Source organism: Quadrisphaera granulorum (assembly GCF_003149145.1).
GTDB classification, from domain to species: domain Bacteria; phylum Actinomycetota; class Actinomycetes; order Actinomycetales; family Quadrisphaeraceae; genus Quadrisphaera; species Quadrisphaera granulorum.
In genome coordinates, this window is the sequence record NZ_QGDQ01000019.1 from 55,799 (window position 1) to 77,125 (window position 21,327).

22 protein-coding genes are annotated in these 21,327 nt (G+C 71.5%); all 22 read right to left on the bottom strand.

Annotated elements, in window-relative coordinates; genetic code table 11:
- Positions 1-112 precede the first annotated feature (112 nt).
- The 22 genes from BXY45_RS14785 to fliG all read right to left on the bottom strand — a co-directional run bounded on the left by BXY45_RS14785 (position 113) and on the right by fliG (position 21,311).
- Positions 113-868, bottom strand: coding sequence for a PilZ domain-containing protein (locus tag BXY45_RS14785; protein WP_109775272.1), 756 nt, complete (start codon positions 866-868; stop codon positions 113-115).
- Positions 865-2,400, bottom strand: coding sequence for a hypothetical protein (locus BXY45_RS14790; protein WP_146211223.1), 1,536 nt, complete (start codon positions 2,398-2,400; stop codon positions 865-867). The genes BXY45_RS14785 and BXY45_RS14790 overlap by 4 nt, the downstream gene beginning before the upstream one ends.
- Positions 2,375-4,423, bottom strand: coding sequence for a flagellar biosynthesis protein FlhA (locus tag BXY45_RS14795; RefSeq protein ID WP_109775274.1), 2,049 nt, complete (start codon positions 4,421-4,423; stop codon positions 2,375-2,377). The genes BXY45_RS14790 and BXY45_RS14795 overlap by 26 nt, the downstream gene beginning before the upstream one ends.
- Positions 4,424-4,612: 189 nt before the next feature.
- Positions 4,613-5,719 (bottom strand): EscU/YscU/HrcU family type III secretion system export apparatus switch protein, encoded by a 1,107-nt coding sequence (locus BXY45_RS14800; RefSeq protein ID WP_109775275.1) that lies wholly within the window; start codon positions 5,717-5,719, stop codon positions 4,613-4,615.
- Entirely contained in the window at positions 5,716-6,519 is an 804-nt protein-coding gene (locus BXY45_RS14805; protein WP_109775276.1) for a flagellar biosynthetic protein FliR, read from the bottom strand. The genes BXY45_RS14800 and BXY45_RS14805 overlap by 4 nt, the downstream gene beginning before the upstream one ends.
- A gap of 13 nt (positions 6,520-6,532) precedes the next feature.
- Positions 6,533-6,805 carry a flagellar biosynthetic protein FliQ gene (locus tag BXY45_RS14810; RefSeq protein WP_172601956.1) on the bottom strand — a complete coding sequence of 91 codons (273 nt, stop codon included), beginning with the start codon at positions 6,803-6,805 and terminating at the stop codon, positions 6,533-6,535.
- 2 nt (positions 6,806-6,807) lie between these two features.
- Complete coding sequence (gene fliP, locus BXY45_RS14815; RefSeq protein WP_109775277.1) at positions 6,808-7,764, bottom strand: flagellar type III secretion system pore protein FliP; 957 nt, start codon at positions 7,762-7,764, stop codon at positions 6,808-6,810.
- Entirely contained in the window at positions 7,761-8,261 is a 501-nt protein-coding gene (fliO, locus tag BXY45_RS14820) for a flagellar biosynthetic protein FliO (RefSeq protein WP_109775278.1), read from the bottom strand. Before fliO ends, fliP begins: the two co-directional genes overlap by 4 nt.
- Before the next feature lie 2 nt (positions 8,262-8,263).
- Complete coding sequence (fliN, locus tag BXY45_RS14825) at positions 8,264-9,022, bottom strand: flagellar motor switch protein FliN (protein WP_109775279.1); 759 nt, start codon at positions 9,020-9,022, stop codon at positions 8,264-8,266.
- Positions 9,019-9,960 carry a flagellar motor switch protein FliM gene (locus tag BXY45_RS14830; RefSeq protein ID WP_109775280.1) on the bottom strand — a complete coding sequence of 314 codons (942 nt, stop codon included), beginning with the start codon at positions 9,958-9,960 and terminating at the stop codon, positions 9,019-9,021. Before BXY45_RS14830 ends, fliN begins: the two co-directional genes overlap by 4 nt.
- A 130-nt stretch (positions 9,961-10,090) precedes the next feature.
- Positions 10,091-10,564 (bottom strand): flagellar basal body-associated FliL family protein, encoded by a 474-nt coding sequence (locus BXY45_RS14835; RefSeq protein WP_109775281.1) that lies wholly within the window; start codon positions 10,562-10,564, stop codon positions 10,091-10,093.
- On the bottom strand, positions 10,557-11,501 hold the full coding sequence (locus BXY45_RS14840; RefSeq protein ID WP_109775282.1) for an OmpA/MotB family protein: 945 nt from the start codon (positions 11,499-11,501) through the stop codon (positions 10,557-10,559). The genes BXY45_RS14835 and BXY45_RS14840 overlap by 8 nt, the downstream gene beginning before the upstream one ends.
- A complete protein-coding gene (locus BXY45_RS14845) occupies positions 11,501-12,268 on the bottom strand; it encodes a motility protein A (protein ID WP_109775283.1) in 768 nt (255 codons plus the stop codon). Before BXY45_RS14845 ends, BXY45_RS14840 begins: the two co-directional genes overlap by 1 nt.
- Complete coding sequence (locus BXY45_RS14850; protein ID WP_109775284.1) at positions 12,268-12,636, bottom strand: flagellar FlbD family protein; 369 nt, start codon at positions 12,634-12,636, stop codon at positions 12,268-12,270. Before BXY45_RS14850 ends, BXY45_RS14845 begins: the two co-directional genes overlap by 1 nt.
- A 215-nt stretch (positions 12,637-12,851) precedes the next feature.
- On the bottom strand, positions 12,852-14,177 hold the full coding sequence (gene flgF / locus BXY45_RS14855; RefSeq protein ID WP_109775285.1) for a flagellar basal-body rod protein FlgF: 1,326 nt from the start codon (positions 14,175-14,177) through the stop codon (positions 12,852-12,854).
- Positions 14,178-14,361: 184 nt separating this feature from the next.
- Positions 14,362-14,943 carry a flagellar hook capping FlgD N-terminal domain-containing protein gene (locus BXY45_RS14860; protein WP_109775286.1) on the bottom strand — a complete coding sequence of 194 codons (582 nt, stop codon included), beginning with the start codon at positions 14,941-14,943 and terminating at the stop codon, positions 14,362-14,364.
- Positions 14,944-15,014: 71 nt separating this feature from the next.
- Positions 15,015-16,709, bottom strand: coding sequence for a flagellar hook-length control protein FliK (locus BXY45_RS14865; RefSeq protein ID WP_109775287.1), 1,695 nt, complete (start codon positions 16,707-16,709; stop codon positions 15,015-15,017).
- Positions 16,709-17,761: a transglycosylase SLT domain-containing protein gene (locus tag BXY45_RS14870; protein ID WP_245961839.1), complete on the bottom strand. Its 1,053-nt coding sequence runs from the start codon at positions 17,759-17,761 to the stop codon at positions 16,709-16,711. The genes BXY45_RS14865 and BXY45_RS14870 overlap by 1 nt, the downstream gene beginning before the upstream one ends.
- Positions 17,758-18,216 (bottom strand): flagellar export protein FliJ, encoded by a 459-nt coding sequence (locus BXY45_RS14875; protein ID WP_109775288.1) that lies wholly within the window; start codon positions 18,214-18,216, stop codon positions 17,758-17,760. Before BXY45_RS14875 ends, BXY45_RS14870 begins: the two co-directional genes overlap by 4 nt.
- Positions 18,216-19,571, bottom strand: coding sequence for a FliI/YscN family ATPase (locus BXY45_RS14880; RefSeq protein WP_281270602.1), 1,356 nt, complete (start codon positions 19,569-19,571; stop codon positions 18,216-18,218). Before BXY45_RS14880 ends, BXY45_RS14875 begins: the two co-directional genes overlap by 1 nt.
- Positions 19,568-20,332, bottom strand: coding sequence for a FliH/SctL family protein (locus BXY45_RS14885; RefSeq protein ID WP_109775289.1), 765 nt, complete (start codon positions 20,330-20,332; stop codon positions 19,568-19,570). Before BXY45_RS14885 ends, BXY45_RS14880 begins: the two co-directional genes overlap by 4 nt.
- Complete coding sequence (gene fliG / locus BXY45_RS14890) at positions 20,316-21,311, bottom strand: flagellar motor switch protein FliG (RefSeq protein ID WP_109775334.1); 996 nt, start codon at positions 21,309-21,311, stop codon at positions 20,316-20,318. The genes BXY45_RS14885 and fliG overlap by 17 nt, the downstream gene beginning before the upstream one ends.
- Positions 21,312-21,327: the final 16 nt, after the last annotated feature.

Below are 21,327 nucleotides of genomic sequence, written 5' to 3' on the forward strand. Positions count from 1 at the left end.
TGCAGAAGCCCGCCCGCGCCACCTCAGGAGGGCATCGAGCGGACTTCTGCACGTCCGCTGTCACACGTGGGTGGCCGACTGTCCATGATCACGGCGGTGATCCTGGGGAGCGTCAGGCGCGGCGACTGCGGCGCTGCCAGGCGAAGACGAGCGCGCGCAGCGCGTCGCCCTGGCGGCGGTCGTCGTGGAGCTGGACGACGACGTCGACGGCCTCGTGCGCGCCGCCTGCGGCTGCGCCGTCCGCTGCCGGGTCCTCGTCCAGACGCACCAGGGTGCCGCCGAGCTCGTGCTCGACCACCTGCAGGGCGAGCCCGTCGCCGTCGCGGTCGACCTCGGAGATGGTCAGACGCACCGCGACGGCACTGCCGGGCGCGCACTCCAGCGCCCACCGCGGGGCGCGGATCCGGGCGCGCAGGCCGCCCTCAGAGAGGTCGTGGAGGTCGCCGACGCAGCGGCCCGGCTCGGGGTGCTCCCAGAGCACCTCGACCTGCACGGGCAGCGTGCTCGCGGCGCCAGCGCGCACGAAGCTGCGCCGCTGGTGGCGGCGAGAGGGGCCGGCGGGCACGAGCCACCACAGTGGCGCGGGCGTGCGCACGCGCTCGCTCAGCTCCACCGGCAGCGTCACGAGGCCGCGCGGCGTGGCCCACCGCAGCTCGAACGCTGCGCCGTCGGCGGGCGGCTCCAGGTCTCCCGGGCGCGGCGGCGGCGCGTGGACGGCGATGCGCCCGTCGCGGACGTCGTCGATGCGGGTCTCGACGACGTCGTCGCCCGTCACCTCGACGGAGGCCAGCTCGGCAGGGACCAGCTCGGCGGCCGCGCCGATGGCGGGCAGCTCCAGGTCGGCGTCATGACCGGCGGTGGTGCTCATCGAACGTCCTCATCACGGAGACGGGCCGCGATGACCTGGGCCCAGGCCCGCGGGGAAGCTGGCCGCTCGCCGAGGACGACGACGGGCTGCACGAGGCCGAGGGCTGCCGCCGGCGCGCTCGTCGCACGGATGTTGACGAGGGCGAGGGCATCGACGGTGTCATCACCACCGAAGGAGGCGAGCCAGGCGGCGGTGTCAGGCAGACGGCGCGTCGCGTCGACCACAGCCCACACCTCGTCGGCGCCGAGGGCGTCGAGCACCTCGACGACGGCGGCCCGGTGGCCGGAGCTCGCGCCGATCGGAGCGGGCAGGGCGACGACGAGCGGGTGGCCGCCCAGCCGCGCCTGCGCCGCCTCGGCTGCGACGTCGGCCGGATCGGTGAGCACGCGGGCACCCGAGGCCTCCCGGCGCTGGACGACGGCCACGTCTGAGGCGTGCACACCCAGGCCCGCCCCGAGTCGGCGGGCCAGCTGGAGGGCCGAGGTCGGATCACCCAGCACGCCGATCACGGGTGCCGGGCCCATGGCCGGGCGTGGCCGGCGGGCCTGCTGCGCCGCGATGTACGCGGCGACGTGCCGCAGGGCTGCGGCACGGTCGGCGGGGAGCCGGTGCAGCCACGCCTCCGGCACGCCGAGCTCGGCGAGACGTTCGGCCAGCGGGTTGGCGGGCGCGCGGTGCGACGGGGCGTGGTGGACCGGGGCGTGGTGGACCGGAGCGGGCTCGCGGTAGACAGGCTCCTGGTAGACGGGCTCCTGGTAGATCGGCGCGGGTGCCACGTGAGCGGTCACGACCGGTGTCTCCGGGAGCACCGTGCGGGGTTGCTGCGCAGGAGGTTGGTACGGCGGACGTGCCGGACGGGTCACCGGCACCGACTTGATGACCTCGGCCTGACGCGGCGGGGTGGGCTGCCGCAGCCCGGCCTGGACGGCGGCCTGCAGCGCAGCCTGGATCGAGGCCTGGTTGATGGCCGACGTCATCGGCGGGTTCATCGCCGGGTTCATCGCGTGGCCGACCGCCGGTCGTGCCGCCTGCACCGGCACCGGCGCCGGGGCGGGGGGCTGCTGGGCCAGCGGAGACGTCGGCGTCGTCGTGATGCTGCTGAGGGCGTCGCTGAAGATGCTGTCGAAACCGCTGAGCGAGCCGGGAGCGCGCTCGGCAGCCTCGGCGGCCTCGAGCAGCTGCTCGATGCCCATCGGGCCGCCGGCACCGGCAGACCCAGCAGCGGCCCCGGAGCCCGTCCCGCCAGCGGCAACCCCCCGCGAGCCCACGGCGAGCGGGGCAGGTGCACGGCGCACGGCCTCAGCGGACGCGGCGGCGGGAACCCGCGGACGCACCACCGAGGTGGGCGGCCCGACCGGGCCGTCCACCTCGATGGTCACCTCGAACTGCTCGCGGGCGAAGAACCCGACGAAGCCGCCGACGCGCACACGTTCAGCTTTGACGATGCGGACACCCGCGCCGTGGTCGGCGCGCACCTGCTGGAGGAGCGGTTCGAGTTCAGGCCCCTCAAGCAGCAACCGCGTTGGCGCCATGGACGACTCCCACTGTCTCGATCACCAGCTCAGGCCCAGAGACCTCGGAGTAGGACAGCACCGAGACGGCTGGAGCTGACATCGCGACCAGGCGGCGCAGCGGGGCTCGAAGCGCCGGCGCGCACACCAGGACGGGTGTGAATCCCGCATCCTCGGCCATACGGACCTTACGGGCCGCCTCCTCCACGACGGCCTCGACACGCCCTGGGTCCATCGAGATCTGGGCGCCGACCTCGGTGACCCGCAGGGACTCGACGAGCTGGTGCTCGAGCAGCGGGTCGAGGGTGAGCACGCGGAGCTTGCCGTCGCGGATGTGCGGGGCGGCCACGGCCGGGCCGAGAGCGGCGCGGGCCGCCTCGACGAGGGAGGCCTGGTCGGTGCCGACCTTGGCGCGCAGGGAGAGTCCCTCGTAGATGCGGGCCAGGTCGCGGACCGGAACGCCCTCCTCGAGCATCGCCTGGAGCACGCGCTGCACCTCACCGAGAGTGAGCAGGGAGGGCACCAGCTCGTCGACGACGGCGGCGTCGGTGGTCTTGAGGGAGTCCGTGAGGGACTTGACGTCCTCGCGGGAGAGCAGGCGGGCGGCGTTGGTGCGCACGATCTCCGCCAGGTGCGTCACGAGCACGGAGGCGCGGTCCACCACGGTGGCGCCGGTCATCTCCGCCTGGTGGCGCAGCTCCGCAGGAACCCACTTGCCGGCCAGTCCGAACACCGGCTCGGTGGTCGAGGTGCCGGGCAGGCCCTCGAGGTGGTCGCCCAGGGCCAGCACCTTGCCGGCGGGCGCCAGGCCGGTGCCGACCTCGACGCCGGAGATGCGGACGGCGTAGGTGGACAGCGGCAGGTCGAGGGAGTCGCGGGTACGGACGGGCGGGAGCACGATGCCCAGCTCCAGGGCAATCTTGCGGCGCAGCGAGCGCACCCGGTCGAGCAGGTCGCCGCCGGAAGCCGCGTCGACGAGGTCCACGAGGTCGGGCGCCAGCACGATCTCCAGCGGGTCCACGCGCATCTGCTGCATGAGCTGCTCGGGGGTCTCGGGCGTCGGGGCGACCGGACCGGCGTCGACGTCCACGACCTTGTCCGTCGTCTCCGTGGCCGGGACACGCTGGGCGAGCAGCAGCAGGCCGGCGCCGAGCACGAGGAACGGGAGCTTGGGCAGGCCGGGGATGAGGGCGATGACGATGGCGCCGCCACCGGTAATGCGCAGTGCGGTGCGGTGGCGCAGCAGCTGGGCCGCGGCGTCCGTGCCCATGTCGCCCTGGGAGGTGGCACGGGTCACGATGAGGCCGGTGGCGACGGACATGAGCAGCGCCGGGATCTGGGTGACCAGACCATCGCCGACCGTCAGGAGGCTGTAACGGTGCAGCGCCTCGGCCGGGTCGAGGCCCTTCTGCACCATCCCGATGATGAAGCCGCCGATGAGGTTGATCAGGATGATGATGATGCCGGCGATCGCGTCGCCCTTGACGAACTTCGCACCACCGTCCATCGCACCGTAGAAGTCCGCCTCGGCGGTGACCTCGGCGCGGCGGGTGCGGGCGGTCTCTTCGTCGATGAGGCCGGCGTTGAGGTCGGCGTCGATGGCCATCTGCTTACCGGGCATCGCTTCGAGGGTGAACCGGGCGCCGACCTCGGCGACACGGCCCGCACCGTTGGTGATGACCAGGAACTGGATGACCACGAGGATCGTGAAGATCACCAGTCCGATGACCAGCGACCCGCCGACGACGAAGTCACCGAAGGCGTGGATGACCTTGCCGGCCTCGCCGTCGCGCAGGATGAGGCGCGTGGAGGCCACGTTGAGGCCGAGCCGGAACAGGGTCGCCACCAGCAGCAACGACGGGAAGATCGAGAAGTCGAGCGGGCGCTTGACGTACATCGCCGTGAGCAGGATCAACAGCCCGGTCACGATGTTGGTGGCGATGAGGAAGTCCAGCAGCTCCGACGGCAGCGGCACCACCAGCAGGAGGATGATGCCGACGACGCCTAGCGGCAGCGCCAGCGTGCTCAGGCGGCGGAAGTTCACGGTGAGTCGCTCCCTCGTTGTCGCGTCGACCCGTAGGTCGAGCGCGATCGGTGGCTGTCCGTGGCCCTGCGTCGCCGTCCTGGCTCGATGTGCATCGGCAGACCGCGCCGTTCACTTGAACGGAGCAGTGCCATCACCCCTGCGGGCTACTGGTGAAGCTGGTCAGACCCTTGAGAACCGTCAGACGGCTCAGACGGGAACGGGCAGCGCGTTCGTCACGGGACTGGTGTGCACGCCCTTGACGCTCCCCCGCTGCCGCAGGGCCATGACGAAGGCGAGCACCTGCGCCACCGCGACGTACAGGTGCGGCGGCACCTCCTGGTCGACCTCGCAGGCCGAGTGCAGCGCACGGGCCAGCGGGATGTCGGCGACCATCGGCACGCCGTGCTCGGCGGCCTTCTCGCGGATCTTCGCTGCGACGAACCCGGCACCCTTGGCGACGACGCGGGGCGCACCGCGCTCGGCGTCGTACCGAAGCGCCACGGCGACGTGCGTCGGGTTGACCATGACGACGTCCGCCGTCGCGACGTCGGCCATCATGCGGTTGCGGCTCATCTGCCGCTGCTTGGCGCGGATGGTCCCCTTGATGAGCGGGTTGCCCTCGGAGGACTTCATCTCGTCCTTGACCTCCTGCCGCGTCATCCGCAGCTCCTTGAGGTTCTTCCGCTTGGCGACGGCGTAGTCGACCACCGCAAGCACGAGACCGGCGATGACGGCGGTGCGGATGAGCGAGACGGCACTCCCCTGCACGGTGCTGAGGATGTTGGCCAGCGGCATCATGTCCGAGGTCAGGAGCACCGGGAGCACAGCCTTGATGCTCATCCAGAGCACGGTGCCGATGACCACGGTCTTCAGCAGCGACTTGGCCATCTGCCACAGCTGCTGCGGGCTGACCATCTGCTTGATGCCCTTGATGACGTCGAGCCGCTTCCAGTTGGGCTTGGCCGCCTGGGTGGCCAGGTGCATGCCGCCCTGGGCGGCGCCGGACGCGATCGCGATGATCACCGTGACGACGGCGAGCGGCGCCAGCATGGGCACGATCGCCCCGCCGGCCAGCGCGAGAGCCTGCATGACTCGGGCCGGCTCCGGGTCGGCGGCCACGGTGTCGAGCAGACCGAACAGCGGCATGAGGTGCTCGCGCCCCGCGGACAGCGCCATCGGCACCGTCATGACGGCTCCGGCGAGGCCCAGCCACGCGCCGAGGTCCGGGGTCTTGGCCGACTGACCCTTCTTGCGGGCTTCGGCGAGCCGTTTGCCAGTCGGAGCTTCGGTCTTCTCCTGTCCCCCCTCGCTCACGGCTCACCCCCCTCGGAGGTTGCGGCAGTGGCAGATGCGCTGAGCACCTGCTGCTGCTGGGTCGCGGCGCTCTCGGTGAGAGAGCGGGAGATCGAGGGGAGCATCGCGACGGCCAGCGCGGCCACGCTCAGGGTGACGAACACCTTCAGCGGGAAGCCGAGCGAGAACGCCTGCAGCGACGGGGCGGCGCGCGTGAGCAGGCCCAGCCCGACGTCGGTGAGGAAGAGGATGGCGATGAGCGGCCCGGCGATCTGCAGCGCGGCGACCACCACCTGGCCGGTGCCGTCGGTGACCACGCGGGAGAGCACCTCGAGCGAGAGCGGCTCGGACAGGCCCAGCACCCGGAAGCTGCTGGTGATGCCGTGCAGGAGGATGAGGTGGCCGTTGCTCGCGAACAGCAGCGTCATCGCGATCAGCTGGTAGGTACGGCCGAAGACTGCCGCTCCCGACTGCATCTGCGGGTCGAACGCCTGGGTGAGCTGGAAGCCGCCGAACAGGTCGATGAGGTTGCCAGCCGTCTGCACCGCCGCGAAGACGAGGTAGCAGACGAATCCCAGGGCCGCTCCGATGAGCACCTGCCACACCGCCGAGGAGACGAGGGCGTCGGTGTCCAGGGAGAGGGTGGAGAAGTCCTGCGTGCCTCCGACGGCCAGGGTCAGGGCGAAGCCGATGAGGGCCTTCACCCGGGCCGGTATGGCGCGGTGGGCGAACGGCGGGGCGATCACGAGCCACGCGGTGATGCGGAGCATCACCAGCAGGTAGCCCACGATGATCTGCATCGAGACGTCCGGCATGGTCATGGCGGTCCGGCCCTCAGCCCAGTGCGAGGAGGTCGGGGATCCTGTCGAACAGGCCGGTGGTGAAGCCGGTGATCTCCGCGAGCATCCAGTGCCCGGTGATGAGCAGCACCACCCCGACGCCCACGGCCTTGGGCACGAAGCTGAGCGTGGGCTCCTGGATCTGCGTGACGGACTGGAAGAGGGAGATCGCGAACCCGATGACCAGGGCCGTCACGAGGAACGGCGCGGAGAGCTTGGCGCAGATCAGCATGGCCTGCACGGCGATGTCCATGATTGCGGAGTCCATGATTACGCGTAGCTCCCCACCAGGGCCGTGACGATGAGGCCCCATCCGTTGACGAGCACGAAGAGCAGCAGCTTGAAGGGCAGCGACACGGTGACCGGCGGGAGCATCATCATGCCCATCGCCATCAGCGCGCCGGAGACGACGACGTCGATGACGAGGAACGGCACGAGGATGACGAAGCCGATGATGAACGCCGCCCGCAGCTCGGAGAGCACGAACGCGGGGATCAGCGTCAGCAGCGGCACGTCGGCCGGGTTGGCCGGGTTGGGCCGGTCGGCAGCGCGGGTGATGAGCGCCAGGTCCTCGCCGCGGGTCTGGGCGAGCATGAAGGTCCGTAGGGGCTCCACACCGAGGTGGTAGGCCGTCGTCTGATCCATGGTGCCCGCCAGGAACGGCTGAACAGCCACCTGGTTGATGTCGTTGATGACCGGCGCCATGACGAACAGCGACAGGAACAGCGCCAGACCGGCGAGCACCTGGTTGGGCGGCACCGTCATGAGGCCGAGGGCGTTGCGGGTGATGCTCAGCACCACGATGATCTTGGTGAAGGCCGTGCACATGAGCAGCAGGGCCGGCGCCGCCGAGAGCAGCGTGATCACGATGATCATCGTGATGGTCGAGCTGGGCTTGCCGTCGACGCCGTTGATGTTCACCGACACCGCCGGGTCGGTGGGAGCGCCGGGCGCCACCGGGGCTGCCGGGGCGGTCACCCCGGCGACGAGCTCCACGGGCGGCAGCTGGACCACGGGTCCCTCAGAGCTGACCGAGGAGCTGCTGGACGAGCTGCTCGTTGCCGGGCTGGCGGCGGCCGAGGGGGCCGAGACCAGCGAGGCGGCGCCAGCACCGAGCACGGCGAGCACGAGGGCGATCAGGACGACGGCGGAGCGGGTGCGGGCAGGGCGGGTCGCCCGCTGCGCGGCGGCGAGGAGCCGGCGCAGCGGGGAGGTGCTGGAGGTCATCTCCTCGTCGTCCTCTCACGGATCACGTCGAGCGCCTGAGTCCAGGTCGCGGGAGACAGAGCGGTGCCGGCCAGCAGGGAGGAGCTGGTCTTGCGGGATCCTGCGGTGGTGCTGGCGACGACGCGGCGGCGTCCCCAGAGGGACTCCCCCACAGCCGATGCACCGGCGAGGGCGTCGCCGTCGTCCTCGCCCCCCAGGCGGGGGGCGGGGACGGCGTCGGCGATGCGGACGGGCTCGCTCACCGCGGACAGCGGCGTGCGGGCCAGGAGCTGCACGGACTGCTCGGTGACCCCGAGCACGAGGGCCTCGTCGCCGACCCGCAGCACGGTGACGCCGCTGGAGCGGCCGAGCGACTGGCGCCCCACCACTGCGAAGCGGCCGGAGTCCAGGCCGGCGCCTGCGCCGCGACGGCGCATCGTCCGGTACAGGAGCCACATGATGCAGAGCACTGCGGCCAGGGAGGCGGCGACACGCAGCGCGGTGACGGCGAGGTCCACGATCAGCCCTCGGCGCCGGGCTGGATGATCTCGGTGATGCGCAGGCCGTAGTCCTCGTCGACGACGACGACCTCGCCACGGGCCAGCAGGCGACCGTTGACCATGAGGTCGGCGGGGGCGCCGGCGGCGCGGTCCAGCTCGATGACCGAGCCGGGGGTGAGGGCGAGCAGCTCCTTGACCGACATGCGGGTGCGGCCGAGCTCGACGGTCAGCACCATCTCGACGTCACGCAGGAGGTGCATCCCACTGCCGGAGCGCTGCGTCGGCAGGCTGGCGGCCAGCGGCGAGGCGGTGGCGGTGGGAGCGCTCGGCGAGGTCGAGGAGACCGAGAGACCGAGCCACGCGACGACGTCGCCGCCCTCGCCGCCGACGAGCGGCGCCCAGACGACACCGGTCTCGGCGCCGCGCGCCACGGCGTCCGCGGCATCGAGGATCTCAGCGGGGGCCGAGACGGCCGGGCCCAGGGCGGCGACCGCAGCGTCCAGCGCGGGGGCGAGCGCCTCGGCGAGGGAGAGCGGGCCACCCTCGGCGGAGGCCAGCGCCTCCTGCAGGCCGCCGTCGACGATGACCGTCACGACACCCGAGGTACCCCCGGTGAAGGGGACCACGACGGCGGTGCCGGTGGCGTCAGCAGCCGGAGCGAGCGACCCGTCGGTGGGGCCGAGCACCAGCGGGGTCGGGGAGGGCAGCAGGCCAGCGGCGGCGTTCGCCGCAGCGGTGAGCTGCTCGAGGGAGGCGGGGGTGAAGGTTGCGGTGCTCATCGGTCGTTCTCCTCATCCGGGCTCACCACGAGGCAGGCCAGTCGGTTGCCGCTCGCGCCGGCCACGGCACGAGCGAGGACGATGTCGTGGGTGACGACGTCCAGCGGGCGGGCGGTGGGGTGCGGGATCCGCACGACGTCACCGACCTCCAGGGCCAGGACGTCACTGGGGCGCATGACGACGGGGATCATGCGAGCGGAAACGTCGACGGGAAGCTCGGGCACCGTGGTGCCCAGCGTCTGCGCAGCCTCGGCACGCACACGCTGCTCGTCCTCGGAGCCGGCGGCGTCACCGCTGGCCTGGTGAAGGCGCGCCATGAGCGGGCCCATCGGCAGCATCATCGTGGCCTCGGAGGGCTCGCCCTCTTCGACGAGGGTGATGCTGAAGGTCGCCACGAGGACGACGTCGGCAGCAGCGGCCAGCTGCAGGAACTGCGCGCTGGTCTCGAGGGTGCCGGGCACCGGCTTCATGGGCGCCGTGGTGGCGAAGGCGTAGGCCAGCTCCGCGAGGGTGCGGGTGATGAGATCGCCGAAGAGACGGCGCTCGATCTCGGTGGGCTCGCGCTCCTCGGTGGTGACCACGGAGCCGTGGCCGCCCAGGAGGAAGTCGAGGCTGGCGAACGCCGTCTCGGCGCTGAGCTGGAACAGCCCGGCTGGGCCTCCAGCGTCAGGCCGGAACGTGAAGAAGGCGCCGTAGCCGGGCAGCGAACGAACGTACTCGTCGTAGCTGCGGGCGGAAACGCCGGTGAGCGTCACCTGGCTGGTCTGACGCAGCCGGGTGAGCAGGAGAGTGGACCACTGGCGCGCGAAGGTCTCGAACGCCATTTCCAGGGCTCGAGTGTGCTCGCGGGCGAGCGTCGTGGGTCGTCGGAAATCGTAGGGCGTGACGACGCCACGCCGGCGCTTCCGGCCGGTCGGTGCGGGGGTCTCGACGGTCACAGCCCAGTCATCGGCAGAACGGGTGAAGAGGTTGAGCCGATCGGGTGGATCAGCTCATCTCTTCTCCGTGATCATGGGAGTCCGCCACCCGGCAGGGGTGGCGGACGCCCATGATCACGGATTGGAGGGGTCACTGCATGACGTACTGGGTGAAGTAGACGTCCATGACCTTGTCCTCGTACTTCTTCTCGATCTTCTCGCTGAGCTCCTTCTTGACAGCCTCGCGAGAGGTCGGGTCAGACAGCTCCGCCATCGACTTGCCGCTGTAGAGCTCGATGGCCGTGTCGAGGGCCTGGCTGCCGTCGACGTTCTCCGTGACCTCGGCGGTCTGCTGCAGGGCCAGACCCAGCTTGAGGTAGTGGCCTTCGGCGAGGTTGATGCTGATGGGATCGATGCTGACCACGGCGCCGGCCACAGGCTTCGGCTTCTCTACCGGAGCTGCCTCGGCGGGGGCGCCCTTCATGAAGAGGAAGTAGTACCCGCCGCCGGCGAGGGCCAGAGCGGCCACCCCGATGATGAGGAACAGCTTCTTCTTGCCCTTCTTGGCGCCCGCCTCGTCGGTTGCGTCGCCCTTGGCGGGCGTCGCGGTCCTGGCCTCAGCCATGGGTTTCTCCCTCGGTGGTCGTGCTGGTGGTGGATGGGGTGGTGGAGGTCTGGGAGACGCCCGCGAAGTACGGCACGAGGGCCTTGACCTCGGGCGCCTTGTCGGACTCGGCGATGATGTCGACGCGTCGGTTGCCGTCGATCGCCCGCGGGTCGTCCGTGGGGAACAGCGGGCGGGTATCGCCATAGCCGGTGGCCGACATGCGGCCACCCGGAACGCCGTCCGCCTGGGCCAGGTGGATCACCACCGAGGTGGCGCGTGCCGAGGAGAGCAGCCAGTTGTTGGCGTACGGGCCGCCCTTGAGCTGCAGGTGGTTGGCGTGCCCCTCGACCGCAATTTGACCGGGCTCTCCGGCCAGCACCGGGCCGATGGCGTCCAGCACCTCCAGACCGCGGGGCTGGATGTCGGCACTGGCGTTGGCGAAGAAGATGTCATTGGCGATGACCCGGATCTCCAGGCCGCGCTCGGTGATGGTGGTCTTCACCGCGTCCTGCAGACCCTTGGCCGCCAGAGCGTCAGTCACCTGGTCCTGCAGACTCTTGAGTCGAGCTGCCTCGACACGGGCGGCGAGCTCTGCACCAGCACCTGCCCCCGGTCCGGCGACCTGGGTGGTGGACTGGTTGTTGTTCGAGGACGCCGGCGCGGCATCCAAGACCACGAACGGTGCGTCGGGGGCCATGCTCAGAGCAGAGTCCGTCGCGCCGTCGTTGATGCCGCTGCCGCCGGTCTGTGGCAGGGACTCGTTGCCGAAGCCCTGCGCGAGGCTCGTGCGCAGCTCCTCGAACTTCTTGACGTCGATGGAACTCATCGCGAAGAGCACGAGGAACAGCGCCATGAGCACCGTCATCATGTCGGCGTAGGAGACGGCCCACCGTTCGTGGTTCTCGTGCTCCTCCTCGTGGCCACCGCCACGCTGCTTGCCCTTGCCGTGGCTCATCAGGCTGCCGCCTTGGCCTTGCCCGTCTCAGGCACCAGGCTGCGCAGGCGCTGACCCACGAGGCGCGGGTTGGCGCCGGCCTGCACGGCCATGAGGCCCTCGACGACGAGCTCCATCTGCGCGGCCTCGGTCTCCGAGAGGCGCTTGAGGCGGGCGGAAAGGGGCAGCAGGATGATGTTGGCGGTCAGCAGGCCCCAGAAGGTCGCGACCAGCGCCGCGGCGATCATGTGACCGAGCTTCGCGGGCTCGGAGAGGTTCTCGAGCACGTGCACCAGCGACACGACGGTGCCGATGATGCCGACGGTCGGGGCGTAACCACCGGCGGTCGCGAAGAAGGCCGCACCCACCTTGTCGGTGGCCTTCTTGGTGTCGATCTTGGAGTGGAGCATCTCGCGCAGGTCCTCGGGGTCCGCGCCGTCGATGGCAGCCTGCAGCCCGTCCTTGAGGAACTTGTCGTCGACGTCCTTGGCGGCGTCCTCCAGGGCCAGCAGGCCCTCGCGGCGCGCCTTCTCGGCCAGCGACACGATGATGTCGATGGTCGACTCCATGTTGACGGCCTTGCCGGTCAGCGCCTTGATGAGGGCGTTGATGATGATCGGCAGGTCTGCCATGCGGATACCGGTGAAACCGGCGCCGATGGTTCCGAGGATCACGAGGATCATCGGCGGGATGAGGACCACCGACATCGGGCTGGAGCCCTCGAGGATGATCGCGAGGAGGATGGCGCCGAACGCGATGCCGAGGCCGATGAGGCTTGCCGGATCCATCAGTTCTCCTCCTCCGAGGTCGGGGTAGCTGTCGGGTTCTGGGCGCTCGCACGGCTGGCGAGACGTTCGGTGAGCGACGAGACAGGCGTGAGGTGCGGACGCTCGTCAGCGGAGCGCGGGCCCGGGATGGTGGGCTCCTCGTCGGCCGCGATCTCCGCGGCGGGAGAACGGCCGAGGTCGCGAGCCGTGGCCACCACGCTGGCGCGGTAGTCGCGGACGAGCGCCACGACGTCGGTCACGCTCTCCTGCACCAGGAACTTGGTGCCGTCGATGAGGGTGAGCACGGTGTCGGGGGTGGACTCCACGCGCTCGAGCAGGTCGGGGTTCACAGCGAACGGCGGGCCGTTCAGGCGTGTCACGACGATCACGGGGTCCGTCCTCAAGTCTGCGGGGCCTTCCATGACCCCTGTCACAGACTCCATCGGCGGTGCACTGTCCCCCGTGAGGCCTTGCGACCGTCAGCCGCCAGACGTTCCCCGACCGGGTGAACCGCCGCTCCCCCAAGCCGTGATCATGGACCTCCCGAGCACTTTCCTGCTCCGGAGGTCCATGATCACGGCGAGGATGATGCTGACCGTCAGGGTCAGCGCTTCATGTTGCCGAGCTCCTGCAGCATCTCGTCGGAGGCGGTGATGACGCGGGAGTTCGCCTGGAAGCCGCGCTGGGCGACGATCAGGTTGGTGAACTCCTGGGAGAGGTCCACGTTCGACATCTCCAGCGTGCCGCCGGCCAGGGCCCCGCGGCCTGCCGCGTTGGCGGCACCGACCTGGGCGACACCGGAGTTGGTGGTCTCGCTGTAGAGCGAGTTGCCCTGCTTCGTCAGACCCGAGGGGTTGGAGAAGGAGGCCAGCGCCACCTTGCCGAGGATCTTCTTGAAGCCGTTGTCGAAGGTTCCGGTGATGGTGCCGTCGGCGCCGAGGGAGAAGGCAGAGATCGAGCCCGCGGGCGAGCCGTCCTGCGAGGTGATCGCCGCGGTGCTGTTCGAGCTCACGACCACGCCGCTGGAGTTCTTCTGGACGTTGGTGCCCGCGTAGCCGGTGGTGTTGGCGATCGTGAGCTTGAGGCCGACCGGAATGGCCGGCGTGCTCACGCTGGCAGCCGTCGTGGTCAGCACAGAGCCCGTCAGGTTCGGGGTGCCGTCGGCGTTGAACTTGATGACGGCGCCGGAGTCGGTGAGGGCCCCCGTACCCGGCGCGGTCCAGAACATCTTCCACTCGTCGGGGCTGGCGCCGCCGACCGAGTGCACGAAGGTGACCTGGGCGTCGGCCGGCACACCGAGGGTGTCGTAGGTGGTGGGTGCCTTCACCGGGCCGACGTAGCTGCCGGCGGTGAGGGTCGAGATGTTGGTGACGGCGCCAGCGTTCACGGGGGCGTCGTCGGCGAAGTTGTTGCCGAGGGTCCACGTGGTCGTCTTCGCCGGCGGGAGCAGGGTGCCCGCTGGGATCGTCATGTTGCTGGTAGCGCCGTTGGTAGGCGTGGAGCCGTCGGCGTTGGCCTTCCAGCCCTGCAGGATGGCGCCGTCGGTGGTCACCAGCTGGCCGAGGGCGTCGAAGCTGAAGGCACCGGCGCGGGTGTACATCTGCTCGTTGCCCTTGTTGACGACGAAGAAGCCATCACCCTGGATCATCATGTCGGTGCTCTTGCCCGTGAGCTGGGCGGCACCCTGCGTGAAGTTGGTGGTGATGCCGGCCACGCGGACGCCGAGGCCGATCTGCGCGGGGTTGGTGCCGCCGTCGCCGGTGGTGGCGCGACCGGCCGCAGCAACGACCTGGCTCAGGGTGTCCTGGAACTGCGTGGTGGACGTCTTGAACGCCGTCGTGTTGACGTTGGCGATGTTGTTGCCGGTGACGTCCATCAGCGTCTGCTGGCTGCGAAGGCCCGAGATGCCGGCGTAGAGCGAGCGAAGCATGCGTCTCTCCTGTTCACGGGGGAAGCCAAGCCGCGAAGGGGGTCGCGAGCTGGCGTGGCGCGAGTGCATGCCATCCGTGGCAGGTGATGCGCGTCCGTGCCGAACGTCGAAGACACCGTGAGCGCCGTCCTGGCGCCGGTACCTCTCGGCTCGTCAGTGGTGGTGCGGCTCAAGCCGCAGCGGATTACTTCTTGTCGGAAGAGTCGGAAGACCCGGAGGCCCCCGTGGTGCCCGACCCGGAGGTCGTCGTCGTGGGCGTCGTGCTGGTGGCGGCGGGCTTGACGGTGATGATCTGGTCGATCGGCACCTTCTTGTCGCCGATCACAAGCTGCGGCGTCGCGTCGCTGAAGTCGGCGCTGTCGACCACACCGGACTGCTTGACGCCGTCGGCGTCCTTCCACTCCACCTGCTTGCCGACGAACGACGAGGCCGAGAGGCGCATCTGCAGACCGAACGCCTCGCGCTGCGTGGTGGCGAGCTCGGTGAGCTGCTCGACGGTGCTCAGCTGCGCGGTCTGCGCCATGACCTGGTTGGAGTCCATCGGCGAGGACGGATCCTGATAGCGCATCTGCGTCACCAGGAGCTGGAGGAACTGGTCCTTGCCGAGCGACGTCTTGTCCTGAGCCACGACGGCCGTACCGTTGCGGCTGTTGACAGCCACGCTCGAGGGCGTCTGGCTGGCCTTGGCGGCGTTGTCATTGATGAGCGCCCTTTGCTTGGCTAGGGCAGCGTTCTGCGCCGCGGTGATGCTGCTGACGTCCGTCATGACACCTCCTCCGGGATCGCTGGTCTGTCGGCCGGGTGGCCGATCAGTCGGTCGAGGGTTGTGAGACGCCCTCAGACGAGGACATCGACAGCTCGGGCCCCGAACTGAAGCCCGAGGCGCGCAGACCGCACGTCCACCACGTCCTCACCGCCCTGACGGCCCAGGTCAGCGCCACGAGAGGCGCTCCAGGAGGTGCGCGTGCCGCCGTCGGGAGCCCCGAATCCACGGGCCTGCCCACCGGCCGACGCCGAGGCGTCTCCGAGGTCCAGGGAGGCGTTGGAGCCCGTCGCCGCGAGGTCGCGGCGCAGGTCGTCCACGGCCAGCTTGAGGGCCTCACGGGCCGCCTCGGTGCCGCCGTGCAGGGTGATCTGCACGCCGTTGGCGCTGATGTCCGCCACGACCCTCACGCTGCCGATCGCGTCGGGCGTGACCTGGACGGTGAGGCGGTGCACGCCCTCACCCAGGCCCGGCAGAGCGACGAGCTTCGGGGAGAGCTGCGGCACGAGCTGCGCAGCGTGCGCGGAGGCCGTGGCGTGCGTCGGGGCCGCCGGGGCGGCGGACGTCGTCGCCGGGGTGGAAGGCAGGACGACGGCGGCGGGCACGGCCGGGCTGGATGCACCGGCAGCGCCGTCGACCTTCGCGGACGCGGTGGAGCTGCTCGACGCAGCCGCCGCGCCGGACAGGACGGCCCGCTCGCTGTTCAAGGTGGCTGCGAGGGCCCCTGAGGCGGCCGCAGCAGCCGCGGAGGGCTGCGCGGCAGCCTGGCGGTGACCGGCGTCGGCCGGGTGGCCGTCACCGGCGCTCTCGCCAGCCGTGTCGGACGCCGCGCCGGCCAGGGCCGCGGCGAGGCGGTCACCGGAGGCCGTGGCGTCGGTGCCCGCCGCCGCGGAGGCGTCCGCCGGGGTGGCCGTCGCGGGAGCAGCGTCGGCGGTGGGCGCCGTGGTCGCTGAGGCGTCGGCCGCAGCCGCCGCGGCGGCCCACGGCGGGACGGCGGGGCCGGCGGTAGCGGTCGTCTGGTTCTGGGCGGTCACGGCAGCAGCCGGGACGGTTGCAGCAGCGGCGCCCGCGGCTGTGCCGCCCTCGACCGCCACTGTCGCCGACGTCTCAGCAGCGGCCTGCTCCCCCGCCGGGGCGAGGGCCGCGGCGATGGCAGCGCTGAAGATCGACGTGGCGACCGGCGCTGCGGCTGCGGAGTCGGTGGAAGCGGTGGCGGTGGTCTCGGTCGTGGCCTTCACGGCGGCGGAGTCCTGGCCGCGGTCGGCGGCGTCGTCGTCCTTCGCCGAACCGTCACGGCCGCCACGGTCGTCACGGCGGGATCCGTCAGCGGCGTCGCGCTGGGCCCTGTCGTTGCGGTCCGCGGCCCTCTCGGCAGCCTTGTCGGCGGCACGGTCGGCGGCGCTCTGAGCGCGCTCGGCGGCCTTGTCGGCGGCACGGTCAGCAGCGCGGTCGGTGCCGCGGTCTTCGGAGCGATCCGTCGAGCGGGTGTCACGGACCTCACGGACCGGCGAGTCGTCGCGGACGGCGGAGCGCTCGGACGCGCGCTCGGCAGCCCGCTCGTTGGCACGGGCCGCGGCCTGCGCGGAGGTCCGCGCTGCGGCCGCCTGTGCAGAGGAACGGTCCGCCGAGGCGGCGGCCGTGGTGCTCTGCTCGGCGAGCAGCGCTGCGAAGCCCTCGGCACTGCCGGAGGTTCCCTGGGCGGTCGTGGGGCGCGCTGCGGGGGTGACCTGCACCGCAGCAGAGGTGCGGGCGTTGGCGACGAACGTCATCAATTGCTCCCGTTCAGCAGGCCGGTGACCTTGCGGACGTAGTTCTGGGTCTCGGTGAAGGGCGGGATGCCGCCGTGCTTGGCCACGTTGCCGGGCCCGGCGTTGTAGGCGGCCAGGGCGAGCGGCACGGAGCCGTCGTACCTGTCGAGGTGGCTGCTCAGCAGGCGAGCGGCGCCGTCGACGGCCTGCGCCGGGTCGAAGGCGTTGACGCCGAGGTCGGCGGCGGTTCCCGGCATGAGCTGCATGAGGCCACGGGCGCCGGCGGGGCTGACGGCGCGAGCGTTGCCGCCCGACTCCACCTGGGCGACCGAGGCGAGCAGGCCCTGCGGCAGGTCGTAGCGGGCCTCGGCGGCGCTGAACAGCGCACCGAACTGGCCGGTAGCCGTCGCGGCCGAGGTGCCGCTGTCAGCCGTGGAACCCGTGGCCGCACGGAGCGCGGTGGACCGGAGGTAGGACAGGCCGTCGATCGCTGACGAGTTCGCCGTCGCGTCGGCAGTTCCCCCGGTCACGCGACGGATGGTCAGGGGCGTCTCCCAGACCTTGGAGATCTTCACGACGTCGCCGGTCTGCGGGGCGTGGATCATCTTGCCGTCACCGACGTAGATGCCGATGTGCGTGGCACCGTCCAGCACGATGAGGTCACCGGGCTGCGCCTGGTCGATGGAGGGCACCTCGGTGCCGACCTTCGCCTGCTGCGCAGCGGTGCGCGGCAGCGTGATGCCGTTCTCGCGCATGACCAGCTGGGTGAAGCCGGAGCAGTCGAGCCCGGTGGCCGGGTCGGTGCCGCCCCACTTGTAGGGCACACCGAGGTACTTGGTGGCATCGGTGACGATGTCGTCTCCGCTGACGCCGCTCGTGCCGGACATCTGGGCCTGCGCCTGGGCGAGGGCGTCCGCGAACATCGAGCTGGTCGAGCCGGTGCCGCTGAGCGAGCCGCTGCTGCCGAGGGCGCTCACCGGGGGACGCCCGGACAGGGCGGCGATGCGCTGCTGGACGATCAGCACGCGGCTCTGGACGTCGGCCAGGGGGTCGGCGACGGTGGGAACGCTCACGGGGTGACCTCCGGGGCGGTCGTGTCGGTCGTCAGGTCGGTCAGGTCGACGGCGGGGCGGCGGCTGCCGCGCTCGTCGAGCAGGGCTTGGTCGGCGTGCTCGGCGGCTTCACGCTCGGCGGCCGCGTGGTGCTCCTGCAGACGCTCGAGTGCCTTGACCTTGGCCCGGGCCGCGGCAAGCACCGCGGCGGCGTGCCGGGCCTCGTCCTCGGCCTGGTGGGTGAGGTCGACGCTCTCGGCGTACCGAGCGGCCATGGCTCCACGGGCGGCAACGATGGCCGCGAAGGCCTTCTCGCCGGTGCCCTCGGGGAAGCCGGCCCCGGCCAGCTCTGCGCGGCGTGCGGTCTCAGCGCTGCGCGCGGTGCGGGCGCGGCCCGCGGCCGTACCGGCCGAGGCGGCCGCGGTGTCGGCCTGGACCTGCCGCACGCGCAGCAGCTGGGCGAGGCGGAAGGCCATCAGGCACCCACCACCGGTGTGGCGGCCACCACGGAGCGCAGCTGGCCCCAGGCGTCGTCGAGGCCGGTGCGCTCCTCGACGTCCTGCCGGAGGAAGGAGTCGATGAGCGGGCGAGCGGCGATGGCGGCGTCGGTGAGCGGGTTGGCACCCGCCACGTACGCGCCGACGTCCACCAGGTCCTGCGCCTCGCGGCGGGCGGCCATGAGACGGCGCACGTGCGTGGCGTCGTCGCGCTGCTCGCGGGAGGTGACGCGGGTCGCCACGCGGGAGACCGAACCCAGGACGTCGATGCTCGGGAAGTGCCCGGCGGTCGCGAGCGAGCGATCGAGCACCACGTGGCCGTCCAGGATGGAACGGGCGGCGTCGGCGATGGGCTCGTTGTGGTCGTCGCCGTCCACCAGCACCGTGTAGATGCCGGTGATCGAGCCGGTGTCGCTGGTGCCGGCGCGCTCCAGGAGGCGCGGGAGCAGCGCGAACGTGCTCGGCGGGTAGCCGCGGGTGGCCGGAGGCTCCCCCACCGACAGGCCGATCTCACGCTGCGCCATGGCGAAGCGGGTGAGGCTGTCCATCATGAGCAGCGCGTCGCGGCCGGTGTCGCGGAAGTGCTCGGCGATGCGGGTGGCCACCATCGCGGCGCGCAGGCGGACCAGCGGCGGCTGGTCGGAGGTGGCGACGACGACGACGGAGCGCGCCAGGCCCTCGGGGCCGAGGTCGTCCTCGAGGAACTCGCGGACCTCGCGGCCTCGCTCGCCGATGAGGGCGATGACGTTGACGTCCGCGGAGGTGCCGCGGGCGATCATCGACAGCAGGGTCGACTTGCCGACACCCGAGCCGGCGAACAGGCCGAAGCGCTGGCCGCGGCCGGCAGGCACCAGGGTGTCCAGGGCGCGCACGCCCAGGCTGATCGGGGTGTCCACGCGCTGGCGGGTCAGCGGGTCGGGCGCGGAGGCGTCGACGGACTCCCAGCTGCTGGCCCGCAGCGGGCCGCGGCCGTCGATCGGCTGACCGAGCCCGTCGAGCACACGACCTAGCAGACCGTCACCGACGGGGGCTCGCAGCGAGCGGCCGAGCGTGATGACGCGCTGACCGGTGTGCAGACCGTCGCTGCGACCGAGCGGCATGCACTGCAGGCCACCGCGGCTGACGGCCACGACCTCGGCGTCGACCGGCTGACCGGAGGTGCCCTCGGCGGGGAGCAGGCGGACCAGCTCACCGACCGCGGCAGACAGACCCGTCACGTCGACGGTGAGGCCGACCACGGAGCGGACCGCACCGGTGCGCTGCGGAGCGCCGGCTGCGGCGGCGCGGGCGAGCACCGTGGTCAGCGGGCCCGGGTGGGTGATGGCGGCGCTCACAGGTCGTCCACGTCGAACACCTCGAGGCGCTGGCGGGAACCGCCACCGCGCAGGACGGAGCGCATGCGCGCCAGGGCGGTGTCGATGCGGGCGTCCACGGAACCGCCGGGGAAGTCGGCGACGGCGTCGCCGGAGGCCAGCTTCGGGTCGGCCGTCACCGTGACGTTCGTGCGACCGGCCAGCGAGGCGATCTCCTGCTCCGGGTCGATGGCGCGCAGCGCGGCCAGGTCACCGGGGTTGAGGCGCACCTGCACGTCGTCCAGCTCGGGAGAGGCGGCCAGCGCCCGGGTAAGCGCCGCGGTGGCACGACCCCGCGCATCGGCGGACTCCAGCTCGTGCCCGATGAGCACCTCCGCCAGGTCCACCGCGCCGGAGGCGACGGAGTCCGCCGCCTCCTCGACCGCGGGAGCGGTGCGCTCCCGCAGCTGCTGCGCGGCGGCCTCGAGGGCCTGGACGGCAGCGGCCACGACGGCACGCAGCTGCTCGCGCTCCGCGGCCGCGGCGGCGGCCGCGACGGCCACCGCCTCGGCCTCACGGGCCGCCGCAGCGGCGATGCCCTGCGCCCACCCGGCGGCGTAGCCGGCGGCTCGCGCCGAAGCGGTGACCGTGCTGTCCGGAACGCTGCCGGTCACCTCGTGCCCGCGGCGGACCGCGGGCAGCGGGGCGAACACGGCGGCGGAGACGGACGGTGTGGCACGCCGCTCTGAGACTGCGAGCGCAGTCGTTGCCGGGAGACTGACCAGCTCAGGCGACGTACTCATCGTCCGACTCCCTCTGGATCTGGATCTGGCCGGACTCCTCCAGGCGGCGGATCACCGAGACGACCGCGGCGCGGCCCTCCTCGGCGGCCGAGAGGCGGACCTGGCCGAGCAGCTCGATCTCCTCGAGGAGGTTCTCGCGAGCGCGCTCGGAGACGTTGCCGAGCACCTTGTCGCGCAGCTCGGTCCGCACGCCCTTGAGGGCGACGGCGAGGGTGGCGGCGTCGACCTCGCGCAGCACGATCTGCATGGCGCGGTCGTCGAGGGTGAGGATGTCGTCGAACGTGAACATCTGCGCCCGGACGATCTCCGCGAGCGCCGGGTCGCGCTTGGCCAGCTCCTCCAGGAGGTGCTTGCCGGTGCCTGGGTCGGCGCGGTTGATGATCTCGACCAGGGGCTGCACGCCACCGACCACGGAGGCCGACTGCGGGGTGAGCACCGTGGAGGCCTTGCGCATGATGGTCTCCGCGACGATCGCGATGACGTCCGGCGGGGTGCGCTCCATGGTGGCGATGCGGTGCGCCACCTCGGCCTGCAGGTCGGGCGACAGACCCGTCATGGCTGCGGAGGACTTGATCGGGTTCAGGTGGGCGAGCACCAGCGCGATGGTCTGGGCGTTCTCACCAGAGAGGAAGGTGAGCACCTGGCGGGCGTCGGCCTCCTGGAGGAAGTCGAACGGCTGCCCGATCTGCCCGGCGGTGACGCGGTCGAGCAGGTCACCGGCCTTGTCCTTGCCGAGAGAGCTCTCCAGCAGCGCCTTGGCGAAGCCCATGCCGCCGGCACCGATGCTCCCGCCACCGGTGAGCTCGTTGTAGAACTCCAGGAGCACGTCGTCGGCCACGCTGGGCTCGATCTCGCCCATGAGCACGATCTCGGTGGTGAGGAGCTCGATCTCCTCTTCGTCCATCAGGGCGAAGATCTTGGAGGAGCGCTCCTTGCCCATCTGGACCAGCATCACGGCGGCCTTCTGGGCTCCGGTCATCAGGTCCGCGGTGAGC

Bases quoted from the DNA above. Each gene is read 5' to 3' on its own strand.
- flgF (WP_109775285.1), bottom strand. From the start codon at position 14,177: ATGCTTCGCTCGCTCTACGCCGGCATCTCGGGCCTTCGCAGCCAGCAG.
- BXY45_RS14885 (WP_109775289.1), bottom strand. From the start codon at position 20,332: ATGAGTACGTCGCCTGAGCTGGTCAGTCTCCCGGCAACGACTGCGCTC.
- fliN (WP_109775279.1), bottom strand. From the start codon at position 9,022: ATGAGCACCGCAACCTTCACCCCCGCCTCCCTCGAGCAGCTCACCGCT.
- BXY45_RS14865 (WP_109775287.1), bottom strand. From the start codon at position 16,709: ATGACGTTCGTCGCCAACGCCCGCACCTCTGCTGCGGTGCAGGTCACC.
- BXY45_RS14805 (WP_109775276.1), bottom strand. From the start codon at position 6,519: ATGACCATGCCGGACGTCTCGATGCAGATCATCGTGGGCTACCTGCTG.
- BXY45_RS14810 (WP_172601956.1), bottom strand. From the start codon at position 6,805: ATGGACTCCGCAATCATGGACATCGCCGTGCAGGCCATGCTGATCTGC.
- BXY45_RS14790 (WP_146211223.1), bottom strand. From the start codon at position 2,400: ATGGCGCCAACGCGGTTGCTGCTTGAGGGGCCTGAACTCGAACCGCTC.
- BXY45_RS14785 (WP_109775272.1), bottom strand. From the start codon at position 868: ATGAGCACCACCGCCGGTCATGACGCCGACCTGGAGCTGCCCGCCATC.
- BXY45_RS14860 (WP_109775286.1), bottom strand. From the start codon at position 14,943: ATGACGGACGTCAGCAGCATCACCGCGGCGCAGAACGCTGCCCTAGCC.
- BXY45_RS14840 (WP_109775282.1), bottom strand. From the start codon at position 11,501: ATGAGCCACGGCAAGGGCAAGCAGCGTGGCGGTGGCCACGAGGAGGAG.
- fliP (WP_109775277.1), bottom strand. From the start codon at position 7,764: ATGACCTCCAGCACCTCCCCGCTGCGCCGGCTCCTCGCCGCCGCGCAG.
- fliG (WP_109775334.1), bottom strand. From the start codon at position 21,311: ATGACCGGAGCCCAGAAGGCCGCCGTGATGCTGGTCCAGATGGGCAAG.
- BXY45_RS14835 (WP_109775281.1), bottom strand. From the start codon at position 10,564: ATGGCTGAGGCCAGGACCGCGACGCCCGCCAAGGGCGACGCAACCGAC.
- BXY45_RS14875 (WP_109775288.1), bottom strand. From the start codon at position 18,216: ATGGCCTTCCGCCTCGCCCAGCTGCTGCGCGTGCGGCAGGTCCAGGCC.
- BXY45_RS14845 (WP_109775283.1), bottom strand. From the start codon at position 12,268: ATGGATCCGGCAAGCCTCATCGGCCTCGGCATCGCGTTCGGCGCCATC.